This window comes from Acrocarpospora corrugata, from assembly GCF_009687845.1.
GTDB classification, from domain to species: domain Bacteria; phylum Actinomycetota; class Actinomycetes; order Streptosporangiales; family Streptosporangiaceae; genus Acrocarpospora; species Acrocarpospora corrugata.
Genome location: NZ_BLAD01000083.1, coordinates 53,688 through 66,255, shown reverse-complemented (window position 1 = coordinate 66,255; position 12,568 = coordinate 53,688). Strand labels below are relative to the sequence as shown.

13 protein-coding genes, 1 tRNA gene and 1 pseudogene are annotated in these 12,568 nt (G+C 64.9%); 11 read left to right on the top strand and 4 right to left on the bottom strand.

What is annotated here, in order from left to right; translation table 11 throughout:
• Nucleotides 1–1,179 precede the first annotated feature (1,179 nt).
• The 5 genes from Acor_RS32875 (at nucleotide 1,180) to Acor_RS32855 (ending at nucleotide 4,243) form a co-directional block, all read left to right on the top strand.
• A complete protein-coding gene (locus tag Acor_RS32875; RefSeq protein ID WP_155340671.1) occupies nucleotides 1,180–1,488 on the top strand; it encodes a type 2 periplasmic-binding domain-containing protein in 309 nt (102 codons plus the stop codon).
• Nucleotides 1,485–1,808, top strand: coding sequence for a type II toxin-antitoxin system PemK/MazF family toxin (locus Acor_RS32870; protein ID WP_246239462.1), 324 nt, complete (start codon nucleotides 1,485–1,487; stop codon nucleotides 1,806–1,808). Before Acor_RS32875 ends, Acor_RS32870 begins: the two co-directional genes overlap by 4 nt.
• Nucleotides 1,809–2,467: 659 nt before the next feature.
• Nucleotides 2,468–2,782: a hypothetical protein gene (locus Acor_RS32865; RefSeq protein ID WP_155340670.1), complete on the top strand. Its 315-nt coding sequence runs from the start codon at nucleotides 2,468–2,470 to the stop codon at nucleotides 2,780–2,782.
• On the top strand, nucleotides 2,779–3,219 hold the full coding sequence (locus Acor_RS32860; RefSeq protein WP_155340669.1) for a plasmid mobilization protein: 441 nt from the start codon (nucleotides 2,779–2,781) through the stop codon (nucleotides 3,217–3,219). Before Acor_RS32865 ends, Acor_RS32860 begins: the two co-directional genes overlap by 4 nt.
• A gap of 571 nt (nucleotides 3,220–3,790) precedes the next feature.
• Nucleotides 3,791–4,243 (top strand): DUF4259 domain-containing protein, encoded by a 453-nt coding sequence (locus tag Acor_RS32855; RefSeq protein ID WP_155340668.1) that lies wholly within the window; start codon nucleotides 3,791–3,793, stop codon nucleotides 4,241–4,243.
• A gap of 52 nt (nucleotides 4,244–4,295) precedes the next feature.
• Here the strand turns inward: Acor_RS32855 and Acor_RS32850 are convergent, their stop codons facing one another.
• Nucleotides 4,296–4,553, bottom strand: coding sequence for a hypothetical protein (locus tag Acor_RS32850; protein ID WP_155340667.1), 258 nt, complete (start codon nucleotides 4,551–4,553; stop codon nucleotides 4,296–4,298).
• A gap of 136 nt (nucleotides 4,554–4,689) precedes the next feature.
• On the opposite strand from Acor_RS32850, the pseudogene Acor_RS32845 reads away from it, so the two are divergent.
• Nucleotides 4,690–5,463: pseudogene (locus Acor_RS32845) on the top strand (transposase family protein).
• Nucleotides 5,464–5,616: 153 nt separating this feature from the next.
• Here Acor_RS32845 and Acor_RS32840 read toward each other — a convergent pair.
• Nucleotides 5,617–5,690 (bottom strand) — tRNA-Gly (locus Acor_RS32840).
• A 146-nt stretch (nucleotides 5,691–5,836) separates the two neighbouring features.
• On the opposite strand from Acor_RS32840, the gene dcd reads away from it, so the two are divergent.
• The 3 genes from dcd to Acor_RS32825 all read left to right on the top strand — a co-directional run bounded on the left by dcd (nucleotide 5,837) and on the right by Acor_RS32825 (nucleotide 8,226).
• Nucleotides 5,837–6,412 carry a dCTP deaminase gene (gene dcd, locus Acor_RS32835; RefSeq protein WP_155340666.1) on the top strand — a complete coding sequence of 192 codons (576 nt, stop codon included), beginning with the start codon at nucleotides 5,837–5,839 and terminating at the stop codon, nucleotides 6,410–6,412.
• A gap of 197 nt (nucleotides 6,413–6,609) precedes the next feature.
• Nucleotides 6,610–7,227, top strand: coding sequence for a DUF47 domain-containing protein (locus tag Acor_RS32830; protein WP_155340665.1), 618 nt, complete (start codon nucleotides 6,610–6,612; stop codon nucleotides 7,225–7,227).
• On the top strand, nucleotides 7,228–8,226 hold the full coding sequence (locus tag Acor_RS32825; protein ID WP_155340664.1) for an inorganic phosphate transporter: 999 nt from the start codon (nucleotides 7,228–7,230) through the stop codon (nucleotides 8,224–8,226).
• A gap of 5 nt (nucleotides 8,227–8,231) precedes the next feature.
• Here Acor_RS32825 and mshD read toward each other — a convergent pair whose 3' ends face one another.
• Nucleotides 8,232–9,209 carry a mycothiol synthase gene (gene mshD, locus Acor_RS32820; protein WP_155340663.1) on the bottom strand — a complete coding sequence of 326 codons (978 nt, stop codon included), beginning with the start codon at nucleotides 9,207–9,209 and terminating at the stop codon, nucleotides 8,232–8,234.
• 110 nt (nucleotides 9,210–9,319) lie between these two features.
• Here mshD and Acor_RS32815 point away from each other — a divergent pair, with 110 nt between their 5' ends.
• Entirely contained in the window at nucleotides 9,320–11,050 is a 1,731-nt protein-coding gene (locus tag Acor_RS32815; RefSeq protein WP_155340662.1) for a bifunctional metallophosphatase/5'-nucleotidase, read from the top strand.
• Nucleotides 11,051–11,171: 121 nt separating this feature from the next.
• Here Acor_RS32815 and Acor_RS32810 read toward each other — a convergent pair whose 3' ends face one another.
• Nucleotides 11,172–11,885, bottom strand: a complete 714-nt coding sequence (locus Acor_RS32810; protein ID WP_155340661.1) for a winged helix-turn-helix transcriptional regulator — start codon at nucleotides 11,883–11,885, stop codon at nucleotides 11,172–11,174.
• 290 nt (nucleotides 11,886–12,175) lie between these two features.
• Here Acor_RS32810 and Acor_RS32805 point away from each other — a divergent pair, with 290 nt between their 5' ends.
• On the top strand, nucleotides 12,176–12,424 hold the full coding sequence (locus Acor_RS32805; protein ID WP_155340660.1) for a MoaD/ThiS family protein: 249 nt from the start codon (nucleotides 12,176–12,178) through the stop codon (nucleotides 12,422–12,424).
• Nucleotides 12,425–12,568 lie beyond the last annotated feature (144 nt).

The following is a 12,568-nucleotide window of genomic DNA, read 5'->3' as shown; positions in this document are numbered from 1 at the left end:
TCGCTCCCGACCAGGAGACCCAGCGCTATTGCGATCGCGGCAATGATCACCCAGCGCGTAGGAAGCTTCTCTGGCTTGTCGAGATCGGGCGTTGACTGCTGCTTCGGCTCTCTCACCTTCAAGAAATTCATCTTGGTTGCTCTCCCGCAACGTTGTGATCGTCCAGGGGGTGCGGCGCGCGCTGCGGACTTAGTTTCCTGAGGGGAGTGAACTCCTGTCATTGACAGTTTCGGGGTTACCGGCGGTTAAGTATCAATGAGCGTGACAAATGGGCAGATCGCAGGGGGTGTTCGACCGCCCCGAGTCGCCGTCGGCTGGGACCGGCCCCCAGGCCGCATGTCCGGTCGGCAAGCGCACGGTAGGTATCCCACAGGCGGTTCTTCCCGCACTGCGCGAACACCTCCAGACCTACGATGCGGCGGAGTGGCTTCAAGAAGGTGAGCGCCTAGACCTAGATGGAGTCCGTCCGGGCGATCGGTGCCGTGGGGCTTCACCTGCGTGTATCTGCGTCGCACCGGAAACATGACCACGACGGAGTCGGGGGCCGGGCGCAAGGATCTGATGGCGCGGATGGGGCACAGGGATGACGATGATCCACTCGGGGTCCTGGTTCCAGCTGGGTGATCCACTGAGCTAATGGCACGTTAATGGCACACGAAGATCAAATAGCCCAAACAAGATCAAAGCCCAGGTTCCGAATCCATCGGTTGACCTGGGCCTTCGCAATGAGAGCGGGTGACGGGAATCGAACCCGCGCTGTCAGCTTGCGAAGCATCTACTGATCTTGGGGTCCTGAGCTGGGGAGACGGGGGTGCAGGCCAGGGCGGGTCGACTGCCCGCACGTCCCGTGAATGACCTTGGTGTCCCGCCTGTTCTGGCACGGATCTGGCACGCGATCGATTGCCCTGACTGAGGGCATCCAAGGTTTGGCACGAGGTGCGCGTCACGACCGGCATCCGAGACGAGGTTGACTGGATCTGTGCCCGTAGCAGGCACGACGATCAACCCCCGGCCTGATGGACGGCACGGCCCGCCACCACCTCGCTGACCTGGCCTCTCATGCAAGCGCAGCAGGTGGCGGATGTGAATGCCTTCGGCGAGGGCGTTTCGACGTTCCTATAGTGATGCAGCATTGTTTGCAGCATCCTTCGATGCATCTACTGCTGTACACTTGGCTACATGAGTGTTCGCAAAAGTGTCCCGATGGGACCCGAGGATGTCACCACTCTCGAGCGCATGCACGCTCCCGTCAGCCCCGAGCGCCAGGCCCTGGCGCAGCTCACCGGTCAGGAACTGGACGCCGGCGCTTCAGACGCAGAAATCCTCGCCGCGTTGGTCCGTGCAGGACGGGATGCCGTCACTCAGCAGGTGGCAACCACCGGATATGCGGCGTGGGCGGCCGAGATGGATGACGAGGACCGCGATTACCGCACCGCCCGCCGTGGCTGGGACCGCGGCAACGTGATGGATGGTGGAAAGCGAGCGTGAACGCTGCTCCCAACATCATCCCCGTCCGCGGCCGGGTCTATCGAGCCGATCTCGGTTTCGGGCTCAAGCCATGGCTCGTGGTCTCCAATAATGCTCGCAACAACGCCATCGATGATTGTCTGGTCGCGCGGATCACCACCACTCGCCGCGATCTGCCATCCTGGGCCGCCCTGCGCCCTGGTGACCCTCTCACCGGCTACGTCAACTGCGACGACCTCGGCCCCCTGTACCGAGACCAGATAGTCGCCGATTTAGGGGCGCTCTCGATGCCCACAATGGTGGACGTCGGCCGGGCGCTACAGCGCGCCTTGGCTCTGTAACCTCTCTCATCAAGAGGCAGCCCGGCTCCCCCCAGGGAATCACGCAGATGAGGCTGCTCAGCGTTCGTACCCGTACTCCATGACCTGCGGCACACGGGTATCACCCTTGTCGCCGACCTAGGCATCTCGCCCCAGAACTTGATGATGCGGATGGGCTGAACCGCTCCTCCAAGCGGATGAGGAGGGCTCTCGCGCCAACCTCATGTGGCGTTCTGAGCCGAGAGCGATCAGGGCCCATGTTCGGTATCATGTCCCGGACCTGGGCCTTTAGCATGAGAGCGGGTGACGGGAATCGAACCCGCGCTGTCAGCTTGGGAATCATCTACTGATCTTGGGGCCCTGAGCTGGGGAAACAGTGATACAGGTCAAGACAGGTCTGTTGACCGTGAGTCCCCATGAGTCGCCTCGCTTCCCCACCTGTTCTGGCACGCATCTGGCACGGAAGCGACTGAGGTTTCCCACCCCTTCTGGCATGGATCTGGCACGCGATCAACTTCGTGTTTCAGAAGTCGCCCGTTGTCGGCGTCGTCACTGGTCAAGCGGTCACCGATCTGGCTTGAAGATCGTCGAACGACAGCCGTGGTGGGTGGATACCCAAGGCGCGTAGACTGTTTTGTATGACATCGATTGGGTAGTCTGTATGACATGAAGGGTTGTGGATGAGCAAGCCGTATCCGATCGTCGAGCTGCCGCTGGACTGGGATGAGGCAAATCTTGATCATGCCCAACGGCATGGAGTCACACGGGATGAGATCGAGCAGGTCGTTCGTAACGAGCCCGATGTCCAGCAGTCGCGCAACAGGGACGGAGAAGCGATCCCTGACCACTACCTTTTGGTGGGGTCGACCGACGAAGGGCGGCGGGTCACTGTGGTAGTGCTCTATCCCGTGACCAAGCTGCGTGACTGGGGCGAGTACGAATTAGAGATCGCCAGGCCAATAACTGCTTATGACACGCCAAAAGGGAGAAGATGATCGTGGCCGAGGATGAGCCGACCGCACAGGACATTTCCGCAATGGACGAGGCGGAGCGTGGTCAGTGGTTCTACGACAATCGTGAACAGATAGCGATAGACTCCACACGAACTGCTCTTGATCGCGTGGTTTCGGTGAGGGTCAGTCCAGATGACCTTGGCGTGTTGGTCGCAGCGGCCGAGGCAGTGGGGATGAAGCTAAGCGCATGGCTCCGAAAGGTCGGACTGGAGGCCGCGGCGACGGCATCTTCAAGCCCACCTGCGGCTGTGCTCACCGGAAGCGAGACCAGGCAGCTTCAAGACTCAGTTCATAACATCGTGGCGCTGCTGGCACGCAGCGGCATTAGGCTCGATGAGCCTCCAGGCGGAAGCGCTCGATCGTTGGTACTCAAGCCGCCGCATCGTGGACGAAAGAAGAAGGCCAAGGTGGAGAAGTAGCTATTCGGCACCGAGCAACCCGGTCTCGTGTAAACCAACCAATCCAGATCGAGTTCACTCGCCTTAGGCCAGTGAACCTGCGCGACCGCACGGCCACCGTATGGCTGTCCCTCGCTCGTGCCGACGACATCCGCCTCGTCACCTTCCCCCCTGCTCTCGTCGAAGCGATCCATCCCGCGTCAACCGCTCGGCCTTGCAGTGGACGCTGTCCCGCCTTGTCGTCGAGCCGGTCACTGAGCCGATTGCCCGTCACGCCGCCACACTTCTGTTCGACGTCGGCCTGCATGCGCACAAGCACGCCATCGATGCATGCTCGGCGCCACCGCCCATGCTGCCCCTGGCCCCGTCACGGTTCTCACTCCAACCCTGATTACCTCGCTGCCCTGTGCGGCGGACGCCTCATCGTCATCAAGATCTGAGCTGCGCGCGCAAGGAAGAGCATGATGGAGCAGCAGGAGCGCTGATCCCGGCAGGCTGATCATCCTTGGTGATCATCCTGAAGCCGGAATGCCCGCCGGAGATGTCAGTCCCGGTCTGTAGGTTGATCCCGTGTTCTCACGTGATCCTTTAGATGAGGAGTGAGCGACATGGGCGCCTGGGGAGCGGTCCTTTCGACAATGACACAGCCGCCGACTGGTGCGGGCACCTTGATGATGCCAATCCGGAAGATCGGGCGGCCATGGTCCAGCAGGCATTGCTCCGCGCAGCGGAGCCCGCGGACTACTTGGATGCGAGTGAGGGGTGCGAAGCCATGGCGGCGATAGCCATCGTTGGGGCTGAACGCTGCGGTGGTCCGCCGGTCACCTCGACATACGCGCCGGATTTCCTGCTCGCGGGCGGCAGGATCGAGCCTTCCGATGACTTTGTGCCGCTCGCGCTGCGTGCGCTTGATCGGGTCCTAGGTGAGGATTCCGAGCTCTGGCAGCTATGGGAGGAGGCTGATGGCGGCCGATCGTTGTTGGCAGAGATTGAGCCCCTGCGGGCTGCTTTAGCAAGGGGGCCGCTGACTGGGGAGAATTTCTGACGAATGTCGCTCGCGGAGATCGTGTGCGGTGGGCCGTTGGTCAGCGAGTGGGTTAGGTGCAGTGGGCGCGTAGTACGGCGGCGGCTCGAGCGTCACCGACCGAGACCTCCTCTCCGCTGAGGAAGCCGATCTCGGGTGTTTCGCAGGCGAGGAAGTCGCGGAAGGCTTGTTCGATGGCATGGACGACTTCGGTGACCATGTCGCGGTCGCCATTGGCGGTGATGGTTCGGGAGAAGTTCGGTAGGAAATTCCCGGGCGATGCTGACGGCATGCTCTGCCAGGGGCAGGAGTTCGCGGGCGTGCACGTCATGCTAATTAGCGAGCCTTTTCCAACCTGAAGGCGCTGGTCACAGCACTGTTGCAGATCGCATGTCTTGATCACAAATAGCGAAGCCCCTGGTAGATGGGTTGTCGACCAAGAGCAACACCATTTCCAGGAGCTTCGTGTGCTGTTCTACCGTGCCGCTCTGCCATTGTCACGCCGGACCCTGACGTACCACGCCGCAATCATCCGCCGCCACCGCACTGCCAGCGGCACGCGAGGCGCAAGCTGACCCCCGGCCGGCAGGCGTTACTGGTCATGGCGCAACGGCGACACCTACGCCGAGCTGGCTGCTGGATTCGCAATCGGCACCACCACCGCCTGGCGCTACGCCCAGGAAGGCATCGGCCTTCTCGCCCACCTCGCCGACGACCTGCACGCCGCGGTGGCCCGGGCCTCCCGGCTGGCCTACGCGATCCTGGACGGCACCCTGATCCCCATCGACCGGGTCGCCGACCAACGGCCGTACTACTCCGGAAAGCATCATCGCCATGGCGTGAACGTCCAGGTCCTGGCCGACCCGGGCGGTCGGCTGGTGTGGGCCTCGCCCGCGCTGCCCGGCCGTACTCATGATCTGACCGCAGCCAGGACAGCCGGCCTGATCCAGGCGCTCACAAGCGGGAAGGTGAAGGTCTTCGCCGATAAGGGCTACCAAGGCGCCGGCGGCACGATCCGCACTCCGTTCAAGCGGCACCGCCATCGGCCTCGCCTCTCGCGGCATCAGAAGGCCGTCAATCGTGCGCACGCCAGGATCCGCGCGGTGGGCGAACGCGCCGTCGCGACGTTGAAAGCGTGGAAGATCCTGGCGAAAGTGCGGTGCTGCCCGCATCGCATCACCGCGATCGTGCAGGCCGTCAGGGTGCTGCACACCATCGAGGCCAAGGGCTACTCAGGATGAAAAGGGCTCAGCATGTTAGTTGCTGTGGCCGGGTGAGCGGGCTTGAGGAATGCTCGTCGCCTGGTGTGCGGATGGTTGCCCGCTTGTCTACGAGCGTGAGAAAGGTCGAAGCCCGGGCTCCGAAATCCATCGGATGACCTGGGCTTACGCTTGTGGAGCGGGTGACGGGAATCGAACCCGCGCTGTCAGCTTGGGAAGCTGATGTTCTGCCATTGAACTACACCCGCGGTGGTGGTCTCAGAGGACGACCGCGGTCCAACTGTAGCGGATTCGGCGGGGTCGTGTTGCGGTCCGGGCGTTGGATGGGGCGGGAGAGTAGGGGCTGTGGGGGTGAACTTCGGTTCCTGGGAGCGGTGCCGGATAGAGTCGCACGGTGCTGCTTTCTGATCGTGATCTTCGGGCTGAGATCGAGTCGGGGCGGGTCAAGCTGGATCCGTACGACCCGGAGATGATCCAGCCCTCCAGCGTCGACGTCCGGCTCGACCGCTACTTCCGGGTGTTCGAGAACCACCGTTACCCCCACATCGACCCCGCCGTCGAGCAACCCGACCTGACCCGCGAAGTCGTGCCGGACGGCGACGAACCGTTCATCCTGCATCCGGGGGAGTTCGTGCTCGCGAGCACCTACGAGGTGATCAGCCTGCCGGACGACATCGCCAGCCGGCTGGAGGGGAAGAGCAGCCTCGGCAGGCTCGGGTTGCTGACCCACTCGACGGCGGGCTTCATCGATCCCGGCTTCGAGGGCCACGTCACCCTGGAACTCTCCAACATGGCCACCCTGCCCATCAAGCTCTGGCCCGGCATGAAGATCGGGCAGCTGTGCATGTTCCGGCTGAGTTCCCCCGCCGACTTCCCGTACGGCAGCGCCAAGTACGGTTCCAGATACCAGGGTCAGCGCGGCCCAACCCCCAGCCGCTCCTTCATGAGCTTCCACCGCACAAAAGTATGAACATTTAATGAACAGCACATGAACTCTCCATAACCCGCCCTCGCCCTTAGATACGCCTCACGTGTCAGCACAAGGCCACAGGGCAACCCCAAGGGTAAGAGTTCGTGACATCTAGGTATGCGCACCCTTAAGTTCGCATTCCGGCTGGTTGCCGTACTCTTCTCTGCGGACCGTCCCCGCACATCTGGAGATCCACCGTGCGCCTGCGTCTCACACCCCGTGAGGACAGCTACTACGACTTGTTCGCTGACTCGGCGAACAACCTCGTCACCGCATCACGCCTGCTGGTTGAGATCATCAGCGACGGCTCGGACCGGGAGGCCCTGGCCGAGAAGATGCGCGCCTGCGAACACGCGGGCGACGAGCGTACTCACGCAATCATGAACCGGCTCAATGAGAGTTTCATCACGCCGTTCGACCGCGAGGACATCTACCGGCTCGCGTCGAATCTCGATGACGTGATGGACTTCATGGAGGCGGCTGCCGACCTCATAGTGCTGTATCAGATCGATCACCTCCCGAAGGAGGTCGTGCGGCAGGTCGAGGTGCTGGAGCGGGCCGCCGAGCTGACCGCGGAGGCGATGCCTCGGCTGCGGTCGATGAAGAACCTGAACGAATACTGGATCGAGATCAACCGGCTGGAGAACCAGGCCGACCAGGTCTACCGGCGGTTACTGGCCAAGCTTTTCGGCGGCGAGTACGACGCGCTGACCGTGTTGAAGATGAAAGAGGTCATCGACCAGCTGGAGTCGGCGGCGGACGCGTTCGAGAGTGTCGCGAACACGGTCGAGTCGATCGCGGTCAAGGAAAGTTAAGTGGAGCTGGCACTTGTCATCGGGGTTGTGGTAATCGCCCTGGCGTTCGACTACACGAACGGGTTCCACGACGCCGCGAACGCGATCGCGACGTCGGTTTCGACGCGGGCGCTGACGCCGCGGGCGGCGTTGCTGATGGCCGCGGTGATGAACTTCATCGGGGCGCATCTGGGTACGCAGGTGGCCTCGACCGTCGGCAAGGGGATCATCGATCCGCCGGACGGCGCGCACGGGCTGGTGGTCGTGGGCGCGGGGCTGGTCGGGGCGATCACCTGGAATCTCATCACGTGGTACTTCGGGTTGCCCTCGTCCAGCAGTCACGCGCTGATCGGCGGGTTGGTCGGGTCCGCGCTGGTGGCCGGCGTGGGCGTGCACTGGGACGGGGTGCTGGACAAGGTCGTCATCCCGATGATCCTCTCCCCGCTGGTCGGGTTCACGCTCGCCGCGGTGATCATGATCGCGATTTTGTGGATCTTCCGCAAGAGCAATCCGCATAAGACGGGCAAGGGATTCCGGTATGCGCAGACCGTGTCGGCCGCCGCGATGGCGCTCGGGCACGGGTTGCAGGACGCGCAGAAGACGATGGGCGTCATCTTCCTGGCGCTGGTCGTGGGTGGGTACGCGACCAACGGTGAGGAGATCCCGCAATGGGTGATCCTGGCCGCCGCTGGGGCGATCTCGGCGGGCACGTACGCCGGTGGGTGGCGGATCATGCGGACGCTGGGCCGCCGGATCATCGCGCTCGACCCGCCCCGGGGGTTCGCGGCTGAATCGGCCGCCGCGACCGTGCTCTACACGGCGGCGATCGGGTTCGGCGCGCCGATCTCGACCACGCACACCATCACCAGCGCGATCATGGGCGTGGGCGCGACCAAGCGCCGCTCCGCGGTCCGCTGGGGGGTGGCGGGCAACATCATCACGGCGTGGATTCTTACCATCCCTGCGTCGGCGCTGGTGGCCGCGTTGTGCTACTTCGCCCTCCACTGGGCGGTGGAGTAGGAGCCTCAGGCAGGGGCCCCACGCCAGGGCGCGGTGGAATAGTCCGCGTACATCACGTCCGTGTCCCAGCGGCTGAAGCCCAGCGATTCGTACACCCGGATCGCGACCGGGTTCTCCTCGTCCACATAAAGCATGACCTGGGAGAGCCCGCGGGCGCGCAGATGCGCGAGGCCTGTGAGCGTGAGGGCCTTGCCTAGGCCGGAGCCCTGCTCGTCGGGGTCGACGCCGACCACGTACACCTCGCCGATGGCGTCGTGGCCGTGGCCGTCGGCGCCGTGGATCTTCGTCCAGTGGAAGCCGACCAGCTTCGAGTCACGGAATGCCAGGAAGAATCCGGCGGGGTCGAACCAGGGCTCCTTCTCCCGCTGGTCGAGGTCGTCGAGGGTCCACGAGCCCTGCTCGGGGTGGTGGGCGAACGCGCGGGCGTTGACCGTGAGCCAGGCCGCCTCGTCCTTGCCGGGTACAAAAGCCCGGATCTGTACGCCCTCCGGGAGCACGGCCGCCCCCATCTCGGCGTACAGCGAACGCCGCATCTGCCACAACGACCGCACCCGGGTGAATCCGGCGGAAGCCGCCAGCCGGGACGCGCCGGGATGGTCGCCATGCGCCCACAGGCGCAACCGCCCGCCGCCGGGAATGGCGGGCAGCGACCGTTCCGCCGCGAGCCGGATGCTCTCGATCAGCACGGCGTCGAGCAGCCGGCGCCCGAAGCCGCGTCGCCGGTGGGGCGGGGAGATCACCAGCTCGCCGCTGGGGCCTTCGACGGGGTCGGTCGGGTCGAGGTGAGCGAAGCCGGCCAGGCCGTCCTCCGCGTACAGCAGAAAGGACTTCGCCCCGGTGTCGCCGCCGTAGCGGAGGTGGAGCATCACGTGCTCGTTCAACGGGCGGACCCCGTCGGCTTCCGCGGCGGCTTCGACCAAGCCCAGCACGGAAGTTACCTCGTCGTCGCCCAACCGTTCCCGGATCAACACGTGCGCGTTCATGATTGGCACTCTACGGCGCACGTGTTGGCAACTCCCGCCAGGAGGTATCCCTGGGAATCGTTACCTTTGGGACATTGGATGGCCAGATCGGTTCTCTACGCTCAGTGAACATGACCCCTGCTTCTCGCAAACGATTCGCTGTGGCCGCAGCCGCCGTGGCGGGCGCTTTAACGCTCATGATCAACCCCGCGGGCGCGACCGCCTCGCACAAGGACAGACCAGACAAGCTCATTCCGATCCGGGTGCTTTCGATCAACGACCTGCACGGCAACCTGGAGCCCCCGACCGGGTCGAGCGGCCGCATCGCCGACGAGACCGGGACCATCATCGACGGGGTGGGCGGCGCCGCCTACCTCGCCACCTACGTCAAGCAGTTCAGGAACAGGGACACCGTGCTGGTCGCGGCGGGCGACCTGATCGGCGCGTCGCCGCTGATCTCCGCCGCCTACCACGACGAGCCGACGATCCAGTTCCTGGACAACCTGGAGCTCGCCACCTCCAGCGCCGGCAACCACGAGTTCGACGAGGGGTTCGACGAGCTCGAGCGCATCATGGAGGGCAAGTGCCACCCGGTCGACGGGTGTTCCCCCGCCGGCAAGTGGAAGGGCTCTGACTTCGAGTTCATCGCCGCCAACGTCATCGAGACGAAGAAGAACAAGACCGCGCTGGCGCCGTACTACGTCGAGCGGATCAACGGCGAGAAGGTCGGCTTCATCGGCCTGGTCACCCAGACCACCCCGTCGATCGTGACCTCCTCCGGCATCGCCGGCCTGGAGTTCACCGAGGAGGTCGCCGCCGCGAACGCGACCTCCAGGCTGCTCACCCAGAAGGGCATCAAGGCCCAGGTGGTGCTGGTGCACGAGGGTGACCAGGTCACCCCGAACCAGAGCCCGGACGCCTGCCCGGTCATCCCGGGCCTCGGCTCGCGCATCGCGACCGGTGTCGACTCCGAGATCGACCTGATCATCAGCGGCCACTCGCACCAGGCTTACATCTGCAAGGCCACCGCCCCCGACGGCCAGCAGCGCTACTACACGCAGGGCTCCTCGTTCGGCCGGGTGCTGACCCAGATCGACTTCCAGATCAGCAAGGACAGCGGCGACATCGTGCGCTCCTCGGTGGCCGTGGACAACCACGTGGTGCGCCGTACGGTCACCCCTGACCCGGAGACCGTCGCCTTCGTCGACCTGTGGAAGGCGCGGAGCGCCGGAGTGGCCAACAAGCCGATCGGCAGCATCACCGGCGACCTGCCCAACGCGGCCACCCCGTCCGGCGAGATCCCGCTCGGCAACCTGATCGCGGACGCCCAGCTGGAAGGCTCCAGGACCGGCGGCAACGCGCAGATCGCGCTGATGAACCCGGGCGGCATCCGCCAGGGCATCACCTTCGCCAACTCGCCCGCCAATGAGGGCGACGGCGTGGTCACCTACGGCGAGGCGTTCGCGGTGCAGCCGTTCAACAACCTCATGCAGGTGGTCACGCTGACCGGCGCGCAGCTGAAGACGGTGCTGGAGCAGCAGTGGGTGGGCGGCCCGAACAACCAGGCCTTCACCAAGATCCTGCAGCCGTCGTCGAACTTCACCTACACCTACAGCGCGAGCGGCGCGTGGGGTTCGCGGGTCTCCAACATCAAGATCGACGGCGTCGCGGTGACCCCCGCCCAGAGCATCCGGGTGGCCGCCAACAACTTCCTGGTCGGCGGCGGTGACGCCTTCCTCGCCTTCCGGGACGGCACCGACCTGTGGAGCGGCCCGCTCGACATCGACGCGTTCGCCGCCTACCTGGGCGCGCACTCGCCGGTGGCGCCTCCGGTGGCCAACCACATCACTGTGATCCCGTAAGACCGCTACTCCCGGCATCGGCCCCAATGACGTGGCCGATGCCGGGACGCACCCGGCGAACGCGGTGTGCAGGCATGCCGATAGCCCCCCGGACCCGCGCGTCCGGGGGGCTATCGCTGGTCTAACGCCGGGCGACCTCGGGCAGTTCGGCGTGCTCGCCGCCCCGGTCCGGTACGAACCGGTAGCCGACGTTGCGCACGGTCCCGATCAGGGACTCGTACTCGGCGCCGAGCTTGGCGCGCAGGCGGCGGACGTGGACGTCCACCGTGCGGGTGCCGCCGAAGTAGTCGTAACCCCAGACCTCCTGCAGTAGCTGGGCCCGGGTGAAGACCCGGCCGGGGTGCTGCGCGAGGTACTTGAGCAGCTCGAACTCCTTGAACGTGAGGTCCAGGGCACGGCCGCGCAGGCGGGCGGTGTAGGTGGCCTCGTCGATGGCCAGGTCGCCGCTGCGGATCTCGTCGGGGACCTCGTCGGCGGCGGCCATGGACAGGCGGCCGACCGCCATCCGGAGCCGGGCCTCGACTTCGGCGGGACCGGCGCTGTCCAGGATGACGTCGTCCGCGCCCCACTCGGCCGTCATGGCCGCCAGGCCGCCCTCGGTCACGATGACCATGAGCGGGCAGTCGACTCCGGTGGTCCTGAGCAGCCGGCACAGGCTCTTGGCCTGGACCAGCTCGCGCCGGGCGTCGACCAGGATCGCGTCGGCCGGTGGCACGTCGATGAGCGCCGAGCCCTCGGCGGGCGCGACCCGGACCGAGTGCAGCAGCAGCCCGAGTGCGGGCAACACCTCGGCCGAGGGTTCCAGGGCATTGGTCAGCAGAAGCAGGTTACTCAAGGGGCCTCCTCGCCACACGGCAGAGCGCGCCAGCTGAGCACCGCGCTGTGCATGTTCACAGGCTCGCCTCCTCCATCCGCGTATCGTTCACGGAGACCGCCGGTTGGCGAATCGCCGTACAAAACACGTAGGGACCCGGGGGCTTCGTCGCCCAGGTCCCGTTGTCCGTAGATTAGCCCACAGCATGTTTGCGTCCAATGTGAGTCCACCGTGTGAACAACGCTTCACGTGGAGAATCACCGTAATCCTTTGCTTACCTTGGGTGACGGGTTTTGTGACGGGAGTGGCGTATGGCAAGGGGAACCGTTCGTTACTGGGCTGCGGCGAAGGAGGCGGCGGGGGTCGCCGAGGAGATTTTTGACGCGGAAAATTTGGGAGAACTTGTAACCAAAATCACAAAAAATCCGGATCTGGCCAGGGTCGTGGTGCGGTGTTCGTTTCTGGTCAACGGGGATCCGGCCGGAACCCGTGATCCCAACCTGGTGGACCTCCCTGAAGGTGCCGTAGTGGAGGTTTTGCCCCCCTTTGCCGGGGGCTAGTCTGGATCACAACTCAGGCTCCCCCCGGAGGATCACGATGCGGAAGCTGCTGGTGTCGGTCCTCCTGCTCGGGATCGTGCTCGTCGTCCTCGACCGGGTCGCCGTCGTCGGCGTGCAGCGCGAGGTGGCCCGCCAGATCGAGGC